15 protein-coding genes are annotated in these 19,582 nt (G+C 30.7%); 1 reads left to right on the top strand and 14 read right to left on the bottom strand.

The window, feature by feature from the left end; translation table 11 throughout:
* Positions 1-5: 5 nt before the first annotated feature.
* From MUN68_RS06235 to MUN68_RS06250, 4 genes are all read right to left on the bottom strand, one after another.
* A complete protein-coding gene (locus MUN68_RS06235; RefSeq protein WP_249994028.1) occupies positions 6-1,898 on the bottom strand; it encodes a polysaccharide biosynthesis protein in 1,893 nt (630 codons plus the stop codon).
* The gene (locus MUN68_RS06240; protein ID WP_249994032.1) at positions 1,895-3,019 is read right to left on the bottom strand and encodes an aminotransferase class I/II-fold pyridoxal phosphate-dependent enzyme; all 1,125 of its coding nucleotides are present in this window, start codon (positions 3,017-3,019) and stop codon (positions 1,895-1,897) included. Before MUN68_RS06240 ends, MUN68_RS06235 begins: the two co-directional genes overlap by 4 nt.
* 172 nt (positions 3,020-3,191) lie before the next feature.
* Positions 3,192-4,115, bottom strand: a complete 924-nt coding sequence (locus MUN68_RS06245) for a hypothetical protein (RefSeq protein ID WP_249994033.1) — start codon at positions 4,113-4,115, stop codon at positions 3,192-3,194.
* 4 nt (positions 4,116-4,119) lie between these two features.
* Positions 4,120-5,559 carry an MBOAT family O-acyltransferase gene (locus tag MUN68_RS06250; protein ID WP_249994034.1) on the bottom strand — a complete coding sequence of 480 codons (1,440 nt, stop codon included), beginning with the start codon at positions 5,557-5,559 and terminating at the stop codon, positions 4,120-4,122.
* Between the two features lie 184 nt (positions 5,560-5,743).
* Here MUN68_RS06250 and MUN68_RS06255 point away from each other — a divergent pair, with 184 nt between their 5' ends.
* Positions 5,744-7,072, top strand: a complete 1,329-nt coding sequence (locus MUN68_RS06255; protein WP_249994036.1) for a GNAT family N-acetyltransferase — start codon at positions 5,744-5,746, stop codon at positions 7,070-7,072.
* Here the strand turns inward: MUN68_RS06255 and MUN68_RS06260 are convergent.
* The 10 genes from MUN68_RS06260 to MUN68_RS06305 all read right to left on the bottom strand — a co-directional run bounded on the left by MUN68_RS06260 (position 7,059) and on the right by MUN68_RS06305 (position 19,505).
* Positions 7,059-8,081 carry an ATP-grasp domain-containing protein gene (locus MUN68_RS06260; protein ID WP_249994038.1) on the bottom strand — a complete coding sequence of 341 codons (1,023 nt, stop codon included), beginning with the start codon at positions 8,079-8,081 and terminating at the stop codon, positions 7,059-7,061. The two genes, MUN68_RS06255 and MUN68_RS06260, sit on opposite strands and share 14 nt — an antisense overlap.
* Entirely contained in the window at positions 8,081-8,707 is a 627-nt protein-coding gene (locus MUN68_RS06265) for a sugar transferase (protein ID WP_249994040.1), read from the bottom strand. Before MUN68_RS06265 ends, MUN68_RS06260 begins: the two co-directional genes overlap by 1 nt.
* Positions 8,707-9,852: a glycosyltransferase family 4 protein gene (locus MUN68_RS06270; protein WP_249994042.1), complete on the bottom strand. Its 1,146-nt coding sequence runs from the start codon at positions 9,850-9,852 to the stop codon at positions 8,707-8,709. The genes MUN68_RS06265 and MUN68_RS06270 overlap by 1 nt, the downstream gene beginning before the upstream one ends.
* A complete protein-coding gene (locus MUN68_RS06275) occupies positions 9,852-10,904 on the bottom strand; it encodes a glycosyltransferase family 4 protein (RefSeq protein ID WP_249994044.1) in 1,053 nt (350 codons plus the stop codon). The genes MUN68_RS06270 and MUN68_RS06275 overlap by 1 nt, the downstream gene beginning before the upstream one ends.
* Positions 10,905-10,910: 6 nt before the next feature.
* Positions 10,911-11,993, bottom strand: coding sequence for a glycosyltransferase (locus MUN68_RS06280; RefSeq protein WP_249994046.1), 1,083 nt, complete (start codon positions 11,991-11,993; stop codon positions 10,911-10,913).
* Between the two features lie 118 nt (positions 11,994-12,111).
* Positions 12,112-14,010: an asparagine synthase (glutamine-hydrolyzing) gene (gene asnB, locus MUN68_RS06285; protein ID WP_249994048.1), complete on the bottom strand. Its 1,899-nt coding sequence runs from the start codon at positions 14,008-14,010 to the stop codon at positions 12,112-12,114.
* A gap of 18 nt (positions 14,011-14,028) precedes the next feature.
* The gene (gene asnB / locus MUN68_RS06290) at positions 14,029-15,879 is read right to left on the bottom strand and encodes an asparagine synthase (glutamine-hydrolyzing) (RefSeq protein WP_249994050.1); all 1,851 of its coding nucleotides are present in this window, start codon (positions 15,877-15,879) and stop codon (positions 14,029-14,031) included.
* 6 nt (positions 15,880-15,885) lie between these two features.
* A complete protein-coding gene (locus MUN68_RS06295) occupies positions 15,886-16,953 on the bottom strand; it encodes a glycosyltransferase (protein WP_249994052.1) in 1,068 nt (355 codons plus the stop codon).
* Positions 16,954-16,970: 17 nt separating this feature from the next.
* Complete coding sequence (locus MUN68_RS06300) at positions 16,971-18,638, bottom strand: glucosamine inositolphosphorylceramide transferase family protein (RefSeq protein ID WP_249994054.1); 1,668 nt, start codon at positions 18,636-18,638, stop codon at positions 16,971-16,973.
* Between the two features lie 144 nt (positions 18,639-18,782).
* On the bottom strand, positions 18,783-19,505 hold the full coding sequence (locus MUN68_RS06305) for a hypothetical protein (RefSeq protein ID WP_249994057.1): 723 nt from the start codon (positions 19,503-19,505) through the stop codon (positions 18,783-18,785).
* Positions 19,506-19,582: the final 77 nt, after the last annotated feature.

Here is a 19,582-nt window from a genome sequence, read left to right on the forward strand (position 1 = left end):
ATTCATTATTTTTTCGAATCTAAAACTTCAAATTTTGAATTATTAGAAATGTATTCTGGCAAGATATGCTTTATTAGTGATACAACCTCTAGATTTTGAACCTTTGCATTCACCATGCATAAATTTGCTATTTTCTCTGAAACATCATCGGCATCAATTGCAATTGTTTTAGCAATCATAATTTTTTCATGATACGTTGGTCTAGTCTTTTCACCATCTGCTAAAAGTTCTTCATATATTTTTTCACCTGGACGTAATCCCGTTATTTTAATGTCAATATCTTCAGGATAGCGAAGACCAGATAAGATAATCATATTTTTTGCAAGGTCATGAATCTTAACAGATTCTCCCATGTCAAAAACAAAAATCTCACCACCATTACCCATTGTTGCTGCTTCTAGAACTAATTGACAAGCTTCAGAGATGGTCATAAAATACCTTGTAATATCTTCATGTGTCACAGTCAAAGGACCACCAGCATCAATTTGTTTTTTAAACAATGGTATGACAGATCCGTTGGAACCTAAAACGTTACCAAAACGCGTAGTGATAAACTTGGTTTGCCCTTTGCCTTGTAAGCAAGTCGCATAAAGCTCAGCAATACGCTTTGTTGCTCCCATGACATTGGTTGGGTTTACGGCTTTATCAGTCGAAATGAGTACAAATTTATTAACACCATGTTTAACAGCTAAATTAGCCATATTTCTTGTGCCACCAATATTCACGCTAACGGCTTCATATGGATTGTTCTCCATAAGAGGAACATGCTTATAAGCTGCAGCATGAAATACAATTTTTGGACGATAAATATGAAAGAGGCTTTCCATTCGTTTTTTGTCACGAACATCAGCAACAATTGCAATAAAATTTTTAATACCATCTCTTATGAATTCTTGTTGAAGTTCATATAATGCTGATTCTGCAGTATCGATAAGTATTAATTTTTTGTATGCATAATTAGTTGCCTTTCTAGCAATTTCACTTCCAATAGAACCTGCTGCTCCTGTAATAAAAATAATTTGATTTTCATATTCATGAACTAGAGCAGGATTAATAATTGTGATGGGTTCTCTTCCTAAAAGATCTTCAATATTCACATCTTTTATTTGACCAACACTTAAATCACCATCAATCCAAGTTTGGACTGGTGGAACAATTTTAACTTTTAAACCCAATTCAAAAAGGATGCTTGATATTTCTAAAAGCCTTGAAGGTTCTATATTTTGTATAGAAATAACAACTTCTTCAACACCTAATTTTTCTATAAGGTCTGTAGTAATTCTATCTAAATTATAAACATACAATGTGTTTATTTTTTTACCAACTTTACTATCATTGTCATCTATAAACGCAACGATTTGATGACTGTTTTTTGGATCATTAGTTATGGCATCATAGGTAAGCATGCCAGAATTTCCAGCTCCATAAATCATTACTCTTTTTTTGTTTTTAAAATCTTGCATTAAATGATTATACATAGATTTTATAAAGAGTTTGAACCCTATTAAGAATAGGATATTTAACATTAAGTGAATATAAATTACAGATCCAGAAATATTAAAAAGACTTTGGTAGTGCAATTTTCTACTAAAAAAGGTAGTAATAATAAGTATGGTTGCTAAAATATTTACTCCAATGATAATATTCACGACATCTTTAAATCCAGTAAATCGAACAACGCCTTTGTATGAGCCAACAAGTAAGAAACTTATAAATGCCGCAAGAAAAACAAAAGGTATTTGTTTAAACATGACAAGAACATCAAAATCTATTTTGAAATTAAAACGAATGATATAGGCAATAACAAACGTTAACGCTACCACAATAAGGTCGAATAGCATTACCAACCATCTTGAGGCATATTTTTGAGATATGTTATGAAGTTGACGTTTTATCATGCTCTAAAATACGTTTTTATTGCAGTAATCACTCTATCTAATTCACTTTCAGTTAAATTTGACCCACTAGGCAAACATAAGCCTTTTTTAAATAAGTCATCTGAAACACCATTTAAATAGCTTGGACAAGATTTGAAAACGGGTTGCTGATGCATTGGTTTCCAAAGTGGTCTTGACTCTATATTGTTTTCTAACAGTTTTAATCTAAGGCCTTCTCTTATGGTTTCTGAAGGTGTTAAAATACAACTTAACCATCGATTAGAATAGAAGTCTTTAGGTTCATCTAAAAATGTAATTTCCTCAATAGCACTAAGAGTTGCTTTATACGTGTCATAATTTTGTCTTCTAGCATAAACACGATCTTCTAAAACTTCCATCTGACCTCTACCAATTCCAGCTAAAACATTTGATAATCTGTAATTATAGCCAATTGAAGAGTGTAAATACTCAACGGCATTATCTCTTGCTTGTGTTGCAAGAAAAATTGCTTTTTCTCTAATAGCTTTATTTTTAGTTACTAAAGCACCACCACCTGAAGTCGTAATTATTTTGTTTCCGTTAAATGAAAGAATAGCAATATCTCCAAACGTACCACACTTTATGTTTTTATAGGTGCTTCCTAATGCTTCTGCACTATCTTCAATTACAGGAATATGATATGAGTTCGCTATAGAATGAATTTCAGTTGCTTTATATGGCATTCCGTATAAATGCACAGCAATAATAGCTTTTGGCTTTTTTCCTTTTTTAATTCGGTCTTGAATTGCTGTTTCTAAAACTTCAGGAGACATATTCCATGTGTCTTCTTCACTATCTATAAAAACAGGAGTTGCACCTTGGTATACAATAGGATTTGCTGAAGCTGAAAAAGTTTTACTCTGACAAATAACTTCATCTCCTTGTTTAACATTTAAAAGTATAAGTGCAAGATGAAGCGCAGCAGTACCAGAACTTAATGCAGCTACTAGACTATCTTCTTTAAGGTAATTTTGTATTTCGTTTTCAAAACCATCAACATGAGGCCCAAGAGGAGCTATCCAGTTAGTGTCAAAAGCATTGTTTACATAAGATTGCTCGTTACCACCCATATGAGGTGATGACAACCATATTTTAGATTCCATAATCAAAATTGTTAAGTAAGTTAATTACTATTCAATATTTTAGTTAAGTGAGGGATTTGGGATTGAAAGTTCCAGCTTAACCAAGAACATTCGATATAAAGATGCAATTTTACGGTTTTACTAACCAAATTATTACGATAAATAGCAAGTTTTTACGATATACAAGTAAAAATTAGAAGTTAAATGCTTTTAAAGCTAGAGTTATTTGTTTTGAAGCTTCTTCATGACCATAACATGACCAATGTCCATCACCAGCACTTAAATCCCATGTTTTATTAGCTTTTTCTTGTAAAATGATGGTATTCATTCCTTTTGAGCTAAAGAAATTAATGATTTTATCTGAAGTATTAGGATGAAACACTAATACAATAGTATCTAAATCATAGTTGTCTTGACAATATATAAATAGTTTATTAAAACGTTCAGCATTAAAAATTTCTTTTTTGACAGTCGCTTTTTCTTGAACTTCTCCTTTATTTTGCTTGCTCACAAAAAGTGGGAATCTAGAATATAAATAATACAAAAACTTTGTGTTATAAAGGATTTTTTTTAAACCTGGAGATTTAAGATTTCCAGGTAAAAGTGTGTTTTTTTCAGTATCAAATTGCATTCGGTCTTCATAGCGAAACGTGTCAGAGAAGCTTTCTTCAAAATCACCATTACTAACATAGATTAGGTGTTTGTCAAAATTTAAGCTATCTATACGCTTAGTGATTTCCATAGCTTCAATAAATGTAATTCCAGAGCGTCCAGCTTCAAAAAAATCTATGTTTTTATTTGAATTTTGTAATAAATAACCTTGATTACAGGTAATAGAATTCATAAGGTTTTCAATATATGAATCACCAATAACTGACATTCTTTTTGGTCTGTTATTTAGATGGCTTACGCCAATCCATCCAAATTTGTTAACTGTCCAAGGTACTTTTGCACCTTTGTAATAACCTGTTTGTCCTGGAATGTATTTTTGAACTCCATAATCATCTACATAGCGTTGTGGAATATCTGAGGTCAACTTATTTGATCTTACAATAATCTCACCAACGGCATAGCCAACAATTAGGAATACTATGAATCTTATAATGAATTTTTTCATAAGTCTAAAATTGAAAATATATGAAAGCTTGTTCTTTACCTGTAAATACAAACATTAATAATAGTATTGCGAAATAAAAAGACCATCTAAGGTAAACAGGTAATTTATAAATTTTTGAAATAGCAAATTCACCTTCTCTACCAATCCATTCAATAGCAGTAAAAATGACGATCAAAATTAAGGTATGATGAGCTCCTTGACTTAATGTTGGAATACTAAAAAGAGTCGTGTCAAATATATTAGATATATAGCCTAAAGCGTCTGTAACGGAGTTGGATCTAAAAAATATCCAAGCAAAAACAGTTAATGTAAATGTAATTAAGATGCTTAATAAATCTTTAAGTTTTGGAAACCATTTGCCTTTTGCAACAATATCTAAATTGCTTCTGTTTTTATTTGTTAGCATTATAGGAAGAAAATATAGAGCATTTAATCCACCCCAAACAATAAAGGTCCAGTTTGCGCCATGCCAAAAACCACTAACTAAAAATATGATGAATACATTTCTAATTTTAAATTTTAAAGTTCCTCGACTTCCACCCAATGGAATATATAAATAGTCTCTAAACCAAGTGGATAGTGAAATATGCCATCGTCTCCAGAATTCAGCTATATCTCTTGAAAAATACGGGAATGCAAAGTTTTTCATTAGGTCAAAACCAAATAAACGAGCTGTACCTATTGCAATATCTGAATAGCCTGAGAAGTCTCCATAAATTTGAAAAGTGAAAAACAAAGCACCTAAAACCAATGTGCTTCCAGATTGATCTTCGTAAGAATTAAATATAACATTGGCAAATTCTGCGCAGTTATCAGCGATGACTACTTTTTTAAATAAACCCCAAAGTATTTGGCGCATACCATTTATAGCATTTGCATAATCAAATTTTCTTTTTTTATAAAATTGAGGTAGCAAATGCGTAGCTCTTTCAATAGGTCCTGCAACAAGTTGCGGGAAAAAGCTAACAAAAGCTGTAAATGCAATAAAATCTTTTGTAGGCTCTAATTTCTTTTTGTAAACGTCAATAGTATAACTTAGAGTTTGAAATGTATAAAAGCTAATACCAACTGGTAAAACAATATTTAATGAGTTTATTGACATCTCTTTTCCGAAGAATGAGAAGGCACCAACAAAATTGTCTATGAAAAAATTATAATATTTGAAAAATCCTAAAAAACCAAGATTAACTAGTATGCTAATCCATAGCAGTAAATTTCTTTTTTTAGAATCATTGGTTTGTGCTAAAAGCCTTCCAACGGTATAATCTACTATAGTACTAAAAAGTATTAGTGATAGAAAACGATAGTCCCAACACCCATAAAAAAAATAGCTGGCTGCAACTATTAAAAAATTTTGAAGTTTTATAGATTTTGAATTAATAAGCCAATAGAGCGTAAACACTATTGGTAGAAAAATCGCAAAATCTAATGAATTAAAGAACATGAATTGGTTGATTTGGTTGCATTAGTAATTTAATATCGTTTCAAATGTATTCAAATTTATTTACAAATGAATTTTTGAATATTACTTAATATGATGATATGAAACTAATAAATACGCTGAATAACAATTTTTTACGTTAATATTCAAATCTTATTTAGGGCTCTAAAAATGTCTTGAATGTTTTTTGAAAAAAAAAACAAAAAAAACCATTCAAAATATTACATTTACCGAAAATAAGCACGAGTATTTTTTCGTTTTTATGAATCAAAACCCTTTTACATCTTCAACTTTCGAAAGCATTTGGTCAAAGCACTTTAATGACAATAATGCATTATTATCTTTTAAATTTATAAATGGAGTGAAATTTATAAAGCACTCAAAATTTGGAACTTATGTTAATGCAGGTAGAAATTTAACCAAAGGAATCGATTATAGTTTAGATTATAATGAAACAGATTATAAAGGAAAAACGTTCTTAATTTACGATGTGCCAACGTATTTTGGGATTGAAGAATTTAATCCACCAAAATCTTCAGGATTGAAACTTAAAAAAATGTTTCAGTATCAAGGTTTCTTGATGGATGTTTCAGAATTTAAAGATAAGGATGAATACATAAACGCACAATTCAGTTCTAAAAACAGAAGAGAGTTTAGGTCTAACCAAAGACGATTAGAAACCTGTTTTAATATCACTTATGAGTTTATAAACGAAGCAGTCTCTAGAGATAAATTTGATAAGCTTTTTAAGCAATTTCATACCTTATTAAATGAGCGTTTTGAAGATAAACAAGTTAATTACCATCATTTAAGTCATAATAAATGGGCCTATTATACGGAGTTGGTTTTTGAAATGCTGAAAGAAAAAAAAGCATCACTTTTAGTTATTTATAATGAAGAGGAACCTATAGGAATTACTTTAAATTTTCATGCAGATACTGTTCTTTTTGAGACTATTACTGTGTTTGATCCTGATTACTATAAATTTAGTATTGGGAAAACTTCGATAATTAAGCTATTGGAGTGGTGCTTTGAAAATGGTTTTACCATATCAGATTTTTCAAAAGGAGATTTTGAATATAAGCATAAATGGGGAAATCTAGCTTATGATTTTAATTATCATATTTTATATGACTCTAAATCAATTAAATCGATACTGACTTCAAAATATATAGAGTTATTCTATAATTTAAAGCTTTATTTGAGAAAGAAGAAGGTCAATGAAATCTATAGAAAATATAAATTTTTGTTTTCTGGAAATAAAAGTAAAGAGAATACGCGGCATTCAAACTTTAAAATGTCTAATATTAATGAGTTTGATGAAAACGATTACGATTTAATAGATTTTTATAGTGATGACTATAAATTCTTTCTCGTTTTTATATATTCTTATGCGTTTGCAACTTCAGAACCAATTCAAAACGTAAAAGTCTTTAGGTCAAAAGAAAATTCAACAGAAACATATCTTATTTCTGGTTCAAAAAAGGTACAGCAGGTTGTGTTTAACTCGTTTTAATTTCAAGCATCCTATCACATTTTGAAAATAATTTCCCAGCTTTATAATTGTTGAATTCAGATACATTTGTATTACCTTTTAGCCATTCAATATAAATTGCTGTTGTGTCAATTCCTGCTTCATGTGAAAACGGGTAACCTCCTCCAAATCTAGGGTTTAGCTCCAAGACATAAAGTTCGTTGTTTGCAATAAAGACATCGCAATCTAAACTGCCAATATGCTTTAGGTTTTTTGAAATTTTTTCTCCAATCTCATCAAAACGGTTATCAATAATGGAAACGGCTTTGTCAGTTTCACCCGAACGCATATTAACTTTCTCTCTCACGAAAGTTCCGTAATAATTACCTTCAAAATCGTTTACGATATCCATACCAAATTCCTTACCATTCATTTTTTCTTGAATGAGAATAGCATTTTCAAGATCTTGTTCACTGGCAGTATTTAAAATCGATTTTTTCAATTTTATATGCTGTAGTTTGAAAGCTAAATCTAATTCTTCTTCAGATTCTGGAAAATCAATTCCAATAGATGCACTTCCCCAACGAGGCTTCACAACGAGAGGAAATTTTAGAATTCCATTAAATATATTGTCTTTAACCTTATGTAAAGATGTATAGGTTTTAGGTGTTTTTAAGCCAATATCAGACAGGAAATTGAACGTTTTTACCTTATCAAAGGCAATGTCAATAACGCTTTCACTTGAAATAAGAACTTTAACACCTGTAGTTTCTAAATTATCTTTATGTTTCGATAGTATTGGCAATTCTAAATCGTTTAAAGAAATTATAGCATTGATATCATGCTCTTTTACAATATTTTTTAGTGCTGTAATGTAATTATCATCATAGATACTTGGAACAACAATAGCTACATCTGCATCAACCATAGCAGGAGCAGAGGAGCTCATATCAGCAGTAAATATTTTGCCTTGGCCTTTGATGGCTTCTTTAAAGTAATTAATCAAATAATTACGTCGTCCTGCACAAGTGAATAGTAAATTTAAACTCATTATTTATTTTGGTTTGATTCTGTACCCATAAAATCTGGAACAATGTCGTTATCTACACTGTAAATTCCGTCTTTTTTAAAGACTTTATAGAGGGTTAAAAATAGAATTTTTATGTCTAATGTAAAAGTAAGATTATCGACATACCAAACATCGTATTCAAACTTTTGTTCCCAACTTATTGCATTTCTTCCATTTACTTGAGCCCAACCTGTAATTCCAGGTTTGATATGATGTCTTCGTTTTTGAAACTCGTTATATCTCGGTAAATATTTAATTAGTAGTGGTCTTGGACCTATTAAACTCATGTCTCCTTTAATGACATTTAATAATTGTGGAATTTCATCTAAAGAATATTTTCTAACAAAAATACCAGTTTTAGTAAGGCGTTCTCCAGGAGGAAGTAGTTCACCATTGGCATCTTTTTTATCATTCATTGTTTTGAATTTGATAATCTTAAAAATACGCTCATTTTTTCCTGGACGTTCTTGAAAAAAGAAGGCACTACCATTATTTTTAATCATTAAAACTAACCAAGTTATTGCAAAAACAGGAAATAATAAGATGAACCCAATGCTAGCTGCAATAAAATCTAATAGACGTTTTATGACGTTTTTATATGGTTTCATTAGCTTAAAGATTGATAGGTTTTTAGTATTTCAGACCAAACAAATTCTTGCTTGTAACGTTTAACGATTCTTGAACGTGTATGAGCTATCATGGCTTGACGTTTTTCGGGAAAGTTAATCATAAATTGCATGGCTTCTTCAATTGCATTAGCATTCTTTACTGGAATAATTAAACCATTGATATTATGTTCTATTATTTCATTGCATCCATTTATATTTCCAACAATGCAAGGTAATTCCATACAACTGCCTTGTAAAACAACATTAGGGAAACCTTCTCGATAACTAGGAAACGTAAGTACATTTGATATGGCGACATAAGGTCTAATGTCTTTTTGAAGTCCGACACCTAAAATCTGTTGATTACTTTCAATTAAAGCTTCAGTTTCAGGTAATAAAGGGTCTAAATGATTTTCTCTGGGACCAACTAATATGAGTTTGCAATTTTTGTTTTTTATAGATAACGTATTAAAAGCAGCTACTAATTCATTAATACCTTTATCTCTAACAATTCGACCAATAAAGATAAATACAACATCCTCTTTAGAGATGTTTAATTCGGTTCTTAGATTTGCTTTTACGTTTTCAGAAACTAAAGCAGCATCATAGTGTTCGGTATTTATTCCGTTAGAACTCCCGTTGCCAATGACCTTAAGTTTGCTAGGTTTAGTAAACTTATGATCTAATATGATTTGTTCTAATCCAAATGAATTCGGAAGAATACCTGTTGCACAACGATAAGTGAATTTTTCAACAGCATTTAATAATTTACGTTTGTTTCCGGTGGCTTCAAGTAAAGGCAAACCTGCAATGGTATGTAAACGATGCGGAACACCAGCTAATTTAGCAGCTAGCATACCTACAGTTCCTGCTTTCGGTGTATGTGTATGTACGATAAAAGGCTTTTCAGCTTTAAAAAATTTATACAATTGAAATACTGCTTTCAAATCTTTAAAAGGTGTAATAGTACGTGTCATTTCTACGACATGAGTTCTAATGCCTTCATTTTGTTTGACTTCAGTTAAGGCATCTCCATCACCAGAAACTCCGATAACCTCGAAATGATTGCTCATAAATCGTGACTGTCCTCTTAAGAGTGTTCTTAATGAGGAAGGAACTGTGGTTATGCGGATTAGCTTTTGCATTAGTTAGTTACAGATTGGTATAAACTTAAATGTTTTTTATAAACTGAGTTAATATCGAACATGTTTTTATTGTCTTCGAATAATTGATTCGCCTTAGTTTTAGCATTATCGTAGTTTTCAATTGCCGAAATCATTGCTTCATGAAACGTTTCTATTTGAGGCGTAAAGCAATTGGATGGTTTAAAGAATTTTGGAATGCTGCCCACTGGTGTTGTTATTATAGGAAGTTTGGTTGCAGAAGCTTCAATCAAGGAGATTGGAAGTCCTTCCCACAGTGAAGGCATAATCATACAATGTGCATCAAATAATTGTTGTTTTACATCCTTTTGAAAGCCTAATATTTTGATATGTTGTTCTAAATTATTCTTATTAATTAGAGTTTCTAATTCATCTTTCATGTCTCCATTTCCAGCAACACGAATTTCAAAATTTGAAAAGCCTTTATCTAAAAGTTTTTTTGCTAAATCCGGAAGCACTAATGGGTTTTTTTGTTCTTCGATACGACCTAAATAGAGAAATTTAAACGTCTCATTTTTATTAAATGTTCGCTCTTTATTCAGTTTAAATTTTTCAAAGTCGACACCATTTGCAATCACTTGTATTTTTTTTAAATACCATTTAGAAGCGTCTTCACTAAAATTGATATCTATTTTTCTAAATGCTTTTGTAAAAAAGAGAAACCATCGTCTGTAAATTTCTTCAACTAAAATATTGTGTAGTGTAAATACAATAGGCACTTTTTTTACAAACAATCTAAAGTAGATTCCAATAACAAGCGCATGAAACATATGGCAATGCAGCACGACATCATCATAATTAGATAATATGTGTTTCATTTTTTTTATACCATTGAAAAATCCTTTAGGAGATGTAATTCCTAAATAATGGTAGTTTAGTTGGCTTTCTTTGAACTTGTATTCAATTTGGTCATTGTCTGTTATGGCAAGAACAACGGTTTCAATTTGATCTTGTTGACTTTTTTTAGCCATTTCAAGAATCATGTGTTCTGCACCACCACCTCCTAAACCAACATTTACGTGTACGATAGTCATCTTAAATTATTTAGATTGAGCAATATCAGAAAACATGTCTTCATATTTCTTTAAGATTATCTTTTTCTCAAATTTATCTGTAATAGATTTACTAACCGAATTAGGATCCCATTTTTTTGAATATAATGCTTGATTAAGATAATTAAGGTATTCTTCTTCATCTTTTGCGATGAATCCATTGATACCATTTTGAATAATATCTTTAGTGCCTCCAGGAGCTTCAAAAGCGACTACAGGAGTTCCAACTGCACAACTTTCCATGACAGCGTTTGGAAACCCTTCGACATAAGAACCTTGAATAAATATATCACTTTCACTTAAATATTGTGCGACGTGACTTGTATATTTTATATAAGTAATCTTATCTTCAAAATGGAGTGCTTTTATTTGCTCCATTAGTTTTTCGTACTGATTACCTTCACCAATTATGGTGTAATGCCAATCTGTATCTAATTTTGATAAGATATTTAACACACGTTCATGACCTTTTTCTGGACTAAGTCTGCCAACCGTTATTAATTGTTTTATCTTATTATTTAAAGGTGTTTTAACTTTAGCTTCTACAGTTAAAGGATTATTGATAAGATGTATTCTTTTTTTAGGAATGCCATGATCTTCATGCATATATGTTGCCATTTGTTCAGATTGACAAACAATTCGTTTTAAAACTTTTCTATAGTTTTTGAATAGCCAAACAAAACCAGTAATATGAGTACTTCTGTTGTATTGAGACATGATGCTATTGATACTCGCCTCTCTACCTATGAATTTTGTTTTCCTTAAAAAGAATGAATAGGCAGCATGAAGTTTATTCACATGACCAATAGATCCCATAACAATATCTGGCTTATGTTTTAAAAGATATAGGAATAAAGGTCTTGCGACAAGAAGTAAACGATCTTTATCAAAATAATGAACTTTGGCATGTGAGACATCAAAATCTGTAGATTCAGCTTTAGCTATTACTAAAAGTGTGCAATCAAATTTGTTTTTATCCATGTTTTGAGATAAATACGACATGATTCTTTGTGCTCCACCTGCATTTAAAGCAGGAAGAACAAAACATACTTTTGTTTTAGTAGTTTCCATTTAGTAGTTGGTTTTCTTTATGTTGATTTGGGTTAAAGCATGCATATTAAATAGAATTTTTTAGTATAAGAAACAATGTCGCTAAAAGGACAAAATTATGGTTAGTACGCATAACTCCTTAATTATTATAGGTATGTGTGTACCACTTTTGAAAACAAAAATATGTCCATACTTTAAATGTATTATCTTGTTTTCCAGATAAATGGTTACTCACTAAGGTTATCATTGCACTCGTATTAAAAATACTTTGTTGTTTAAGAAAATTAAGATCAATATAGCTTTCTAATTCTTTTCTTAAACCATCACGAAGCCAGTCTCCAACAGGGACTCCAAATCCTTGTTTAGACTTTTCTAAAAATCCTTCAGGAAAATCGTCTTTAAAAGCTTCTTTTAAAATGTGTTTTTTACTCCATTTTTTGATTAAGTAATCTTCTGGTAAAGTCATCGTAAATTCAAAAAGCTCTCTATTTAAAAAAGGAGCTCTACATTCTAATGAATTCATCATGCTTGTTCTGTCAACTTTTACGAGCATATCACCTTCTAAACTCATGTGTCTATCGATCGTTCTAAAATCATTAAGTGATTTAGGAGAACTAATTTGTGTTGCAGCTTTGTAATACTCAAAAACTCCTGGACTTTGAAACTCTGGATTTAAGAATTGATTAATTTCATCATTTTGAAATCCTAATGAAATAATTCCCCAATAATAATCATCGTCATAACTAATGGTTTTGATTAATTTATTGAGTTTGTATTTAAATCCACGATTATCATCTTTGCGTCTTAAAAATGAATTTGAAAATTTATCAATTTGATTATGAAGCACTTTAGGAACAACATTGGTGTATTTTTGATTTAGTTTGCCAACGTAATATTTGTTATAACCACCAAACACTTCATCTCCACCATCACCAGTTAAAGCGACAGTAACATTAGATTTCGTCTTATTTGAAACCAAGAAGGTTGGGAGTGAAGACGAATCTGCAAAAGGTTCATCAAAGTTTAATAAAATGTCATTGACATTATGTTTTAAATCATTTTCATTGATTATAAATTCATGATGATTACTTCCAATGCGCTCAGCGACAACTCTTGATTTATCAGATTCATCATAAGACGCTTTTTCAAAACCTATTGAAAATGTTTCAATCTTAGAATCTTTCATTTCAGATAAACATAAAGAAACCACTGAAGAATCGACACCTCCAGATAAAAAAGTACCTAATGGAACATCAGAAATTGATCGAGATTCTACACTGTCAAAAACACGTTGTTTCACTTCTTTTTTAGCATCATTAAATGATAAATTAGATTTTGTTTGAGAGTTTTCTTTGTGAATCGTTTCTATTTGATGTTCGAAGGTATTGGTATCATAAACGATATACTTGTTTGCTTCAAGCTTATTCACGCCTTCATAAATGGTAAAAGGTGCAGGAATATAAGTGAGTTTAAAATAAAGGTTGATGCCTTTTTTAGATATTTCGGGTTTGTAATCTAGTTGATTTACTAAAGATTTTAATTCTGAAGCCCAACATATTTTATTGTTGTTTTCAGTGTAATACAATGGTTTTTCGCCGAAGAAATCACGTGCAATAAATACTTTATTAATAGTGGCATCATAAATACTAAACGCGAACATGCCATCTAACAATTTAAATGCTTCGACTCCTTTTTGTTCGTAGAGTTTTAATATAACTTCAGTGTCACTATTGGTGTGTAATTGAATGCCATCAGTAATTAATTGTGCTCTAAGCGTTTTGTAATTGTATATTTCACCATTAAATACTATAACGATAGACTTGTCATTTGAATACATAGGTTGTTGACCAGAGCTTAAATCTATAATCGATAAACGTCTCATTGCCATTCCCAAACCAAAATTATCTCCTGTGAAACTATATGTTCCATCTTCATCTGGACCTCTATGAATAATAAGGTCATTCATTTTGGTGAGCGACTGTCTTATGGTTTGTTCATCTGTTGATGATTTGTATAGTATGCCGTTAATTCCGCACATAAATTAGTTTTATGGTAATTATTTTATAGAAATTCCTTTAGCTTCTTTGTTTAGCCATTGTTTTAATACAATTAATTTCCAAATTAGTGGATATCTGTTCCAAGAGCCATCCATATGTTGTTTAATCATGAATTTTACATTCTCGATATTAATATTTGGAATGTTTTTTAGACTTTCATCATCCAGTTCACTCAATACATAATCTTTTAAATCCTCTCTAAACCAAGTTGCAAAAGGGATTGCAAATCCAGCTTTCGGTCTATCAAAAATGTGTTCAGGAACATATTGATATAATACATCCTTTAAAATTCGTTTTTGATTGTCCTTCAGAATCTTAAAATCTGTTGGAAGTGCTCTAGCGAAATCTACAATTCTATGATCTAACAAAGGCGCTCTTGCTTCTAAAGAATACGCCATTGTTGCTCTATCTACTTTGGTATTGATATCCCAATTTAAATACGTTTTTAGGTCGAAATCTGAAACGCGTTCCAATAAGTTTTTGTTATTATGATCTAAGTATTTAATCTCAGCAACATCTCTAAAATCTTCATCAGATTGAATGTAATTGAGGTTAATGCCTGTCATAACACTTAAATATGCCGTATTTCTATTTTTTGTTTTTAGAGCTTCAGCGACTACTTTTAATTTGTAATTTGGAACATGTTTTAATACAGATGAAGACAGCTTTCTTAGGCTGTAAGGCACATCATACAACTTGCTTTTAGTTGTAGCCCATTTGTAACGTTGATAGCCAATAAAACTCTCGTCACCACCATCTCCTGAAAGCGCAACTGTAACTTGTTCTCTTGTATGTTTTGCTAGTAGCATTGATGGAATTGCCGAAGAATCTGCAAACGGTTCATCATAAAAATGACTGAAATTTTCAATGAGGCTCATGCCTTCATTATAGTTGCATTCTATAACATTATGGTCTGTTTTTAGGTGATCTGCAACCTGTTGTGCGTAAGCACTTTCGTCAAATTCTGCTTCATTAAATTTTACTGAAAATGTTTTCACTTTAGCATTTGAGCTTTTTGAAGCAACAGCAGCTACTAATGAAGAGTCTACACCTCCAGATAAGAATACACCAACTGGAACATCTGCAAAAAGACGAGAAGAAACGGCATCATCAAGAATGTCACTTAATTCATTTTTAGCATCGTTATAAGTGCCAGTAAACTTTGTTTTTCCTTGGTAATCAATATCCCAATAACAAGAATTATTGAAATCTCCAGTCTTTATGTTATAGGTAAAACGATGACCAGCTGGTAATTTTTTTATTTCGTTAAAGATAGAATAAGGCTCAGGTACATTTCCCCAAGCAAGATAATAACCAATTGATTTTTGTGAAACTGAAAGATTGTCATTGAACATTTGAATAGACGATAACTGACTAGAAAATTCAAAATCGAGTCCGTTATGATAATAGTAAAATGGTTTCTGACCTAAACGATCTCTTGCACCAAATAACTCTTGTTTCTTTTCGTCATAAATAACAAATGCAAACATGCCATTGAGGTGATCTACACACTTTTCGCCATATTCTAAATAGGCAGCACATAAGACTTCTGTATCACTAGTTGTATTAAAAGAATAGCCTTTTTCAGTCAACTCTTTTTTTAATATTCTGAAATTATAAATCTCACCATTAAATACAATATGAATGTGATCATAATAGGTAAATGGCTGATCTGACCTTGGATCTAAATCTATAATAGATAATCTATTGTGTCCAAATGTAATGGTCTTTTCCTCTTTTTTATAAAACTGCCATCCCATTTTGTCAGGACCTCTAAAAGCAGTTCTTTTGAGTTTGTCTTGGACTTGGTGTTCTTCGTATTTTATAGTTGTTCCGTATATTCCGCACATAAATTTTTAATTTGTTTTTAAGCTTTTTTGATAGACACTTAAATGTTTAGCGAATACGTTTTCTATCTTAAATTGTGATTCAATTTCAGTATATAGTTTAGCTGATTTTTGTAGAGCAAGATCATAATCTTCGTAGACGTCTATCATAGATTTATGGAAGGTGTCTAATTCAGTTACATAAGCATTGCTGTCATTTAAAAAATCGGGAATACTTCCAACAGGTGTGCTTACAATGGGTAATTTGGCTGCAGCAGCTTCGATGAGTACTACAGGCATTCCTTCCCATAAAGACGGAAGCACCAAACAATGTGCTTCAGCTAAAAATGGCTTTATGTCGTTTTGAAATCCCAGAATATTAAAATGTTTACTTAAATTATTGCTTTCTATACTGTCTACTAATTCGTCATGCATGATACCACCTCCAACAAAATTTATAACAAAATTATTGATGTTATGCTTTAATAATTGTTGAGCGGCAGAAACCATCTGTAACGGATTCTTCTCTGTGTTTAATCGCCCTAAATATAAGAATATAAAGACGTCATTAGAATTAAATACTCGTTTTTTTGCTGGTGCAAGTTCATCAAAATTAACACCATTAGGAATGACTTCGCTATTCTTTTTTAGATACCACATTTTTGCATTATTACTAAATACAATATCTTGTTTCCTAAAAGGTTTTGTAAGGTGTAACATTAGTTTTCTTCCAAAATTCTCTATAGCACTAGAATGTAATGTAAAAACAATAGGTATGTTTTTGTAACATAATTTATAAATTAAGCCTAACAAAAAACCATGGTACATATGACTGTGCAAAACGACTTCATCTTCAGCATCTATAATTTTTTTTAGTTTTTTGAGACCAGAGATTAACGTTGAATTTCTAAAAGAATTCACGCCTAATAAATGGTATTCAATATTATGATCTTGGAATCTGCTTTCTAGTCCAATATTAGTATCAGATAAGGAGATTACAATTGTTTTTATATTGGCATTACTTTGTTTGGCTAACTGAAGAACCATTTGTTCTGCACCACCACCTCCTAAAGTACTTGATAAGTGAATTATAACCATTTGATTTGTTTTCAGTTTTAATTTATTTTTTTTCTACTTATTATGGCATCTATAAATGTAAGATTACCACAATGGTTTAGCGTATGTGTTGATAATACATCCTTGCTCCAATCTGGATGGATGGATTGAACAATTTCTTCTTTGTAAGTGTTTTCATTGAGGATTGTAATTTCATTGATTTTCATTCCGTAGCCATAATGAACTGAGCAATCTTGAGCAGGTCTGAAAATTTTGCCGTTAAAATTAAAAATGTTTCCTGCTGGACGTGCATTATTATGATTGAGCTCAACAGGGTTTTCAGGATGAGGAATCCATATGTCATTTAAAAGGCTGTCTGAATAAAATATATGTAATTCATGTGTTGAACCCATACCTAAATGTTCTTCCACATTAGTAAACATCCAAAACTTTCCATCTTTTTTGTAAATGGTACTGTCAACAGCTTTTATGTTATTGATGAGTACTTTTTCAAGTTCCCATTGATCTGGAAACGTTATACATTTATAAAGCTCAATGGTATTGTTTTCGTTTGTTTCTGGCAACATATACAATTCACCTTTGTCTTCTATTAAAAAAGGATAGGAGAGGTGATAAGGCGTTTCTAAGACGACTTTTGGTTGTGTGTAGTTTCCCTTTTTATCCATTTCTAAAACTGATATTTTACCTTTATTTTCTGAATATAATAACTCTTCAATAAAAATAAAATAGGTGTCATTTTTTTTGATAATAAAAGGATCTGCCCAAAACCTATCTTTTGGAGGTAATAGCCTTTCAAAGGTATTGAAAGATTTAGAGCTGGTTTCAGTGTTTTCTAGTTTGAAAAGTAAAACCCATTGCTCAAAATAAGTACGTCTTTTTATAACTCCTTTAAACGCTGACCAGTAAAGATTACTAATACCTTTAAGGGTGTCCCAATTAGAAGGGATTTGATATTTCTTGTAATTATATGTTATTGAAATTGCATTGATTCGTTTTAATTTTTGATAAAACTTCGCTTCTCCTAAGCGATGTAATTCTTCCAATTTTTTGGGAACCATAAATCTAGATTTCCAAAACAAGTTGTCACTATTTCTAGAAAGGTATAAATTGTCAGTTTCGTAAAACGATTCGTATAATTTAATACACGATTTTGATTCATGAGATAATTGCAATAATGTAACTGCTGTCTCTTTTTGTTTTTTGAGCATTTCCATTACTCCTGGAGGTGCGTTTTTTTTGGTTTTAGAATCTCCATATTGATAAAGCCAAACACCAAATTTGGAAGATTTTAAAATGTTTCCTTCTAAATTATTGAAGCCAAGTTTAATAAAAACATCAACATCATGTGTTTTAATTGCGTCAATATCTTTTTCTGATATGGAATCGTTACCTGAATTTGTTTCAGTTTGTACGACTATTTCTGTGCAACCGATGATATCTTTTAAATTTTTAAGGTCTAAAGCATTTGGATTAGGTGTAAATGCCTTTTTTTCAAATTTTGTATATAATCTATAAAACAATTCGTTTTTCTTTTTCCAAAGCTTAGAAGTAAAGGACTCTTTTTTAGTTGAAATGTCTTCTTTTTTAACTAGAAGAATGATTTCAGAATGATTTGAGCCTTGAATAATTTCAATCATTTTAAATACCCAAAATGGTATTCTATAAGCATCTATAAGTAACCCTATTCTTAATTTTTGATTGGTCATAATTGCATTTAGTAATACTAACAGCTATATAGGCTTTAACAACATTTACTATTGATGTAAAGCAGGAAATTACAGAGTTTGTTTAGGTTTGAATGATAAAAATAAATTAATATTTAAAACTACAAATGAGAACACTAATTTAATTTAGTTTTTTCGTTTTAAAAAATACTCATATAGATAGGTGTCTTGAGTTTCTGGTCTAATAATTATAAATATGAAATGCCAAACAAATAAGCTAAGGACCATCATTTCTCCACCATCCTCAAGAAGTGTTAAGAACAGATCTGAGTATCTATTGTTTCCAAAAAATGAATGTAGCATATCGACTCCAACGCCAAAAAACAGGAATAAGGCAAATATGACACCAAGACTTATATTCGTTTTTCTATATTTTTCATCTCCTTTATAATACCCAACAACTAATAGTATTAATAATAATCCTCCAAAGATTGCAACATAAGCTAGTTCGCCGATATCTTGAGACTTTAATCCTAACATAGGAGAGATATTAAATTTTTCTGAAGCCCAAGTTCCAAATCGCTCATGGAATGTTAATGCGTCATCCAATAGCATTAAAATAAACAGTAAAAGCCATGATAAATATCCAGTTCTCTTGCGTTTAATAATAAGGTAAACTAGTGTTCCAATAATGAAAATAAATTTAAGATACTGAAATATTTCAGGATAACCATCGTCATTATTAACCATAAAAGGTAAGATAGACCAATCAAAATCTATTCTGATAAAAACGAGAAAAATTAAAAGAGCGTGTAATAGCACTAAAAAAAGATCTAGACTTAATAATATGGCTAGAATCTTATTGGTTCTTTTAATATTGAAATGTTGTTTAAAAAATTTGAAATTCATAAGTTCTAAGTTGGTAATACGATAAATGTAAGCTAATTAACAGTAATTGTGTTGTTTCAGGAATAAATTCGATTAAG

The organism is Psychroserpens ponticola (assembly GCF_023556315.2).
Taxonomy (GTDB): Bacteria; Bacteroidota; Bacteroidia; order Flavobacteriales; family Flavobacteriaceae; genus Psychroserpens; species Psychroserpens ponticola.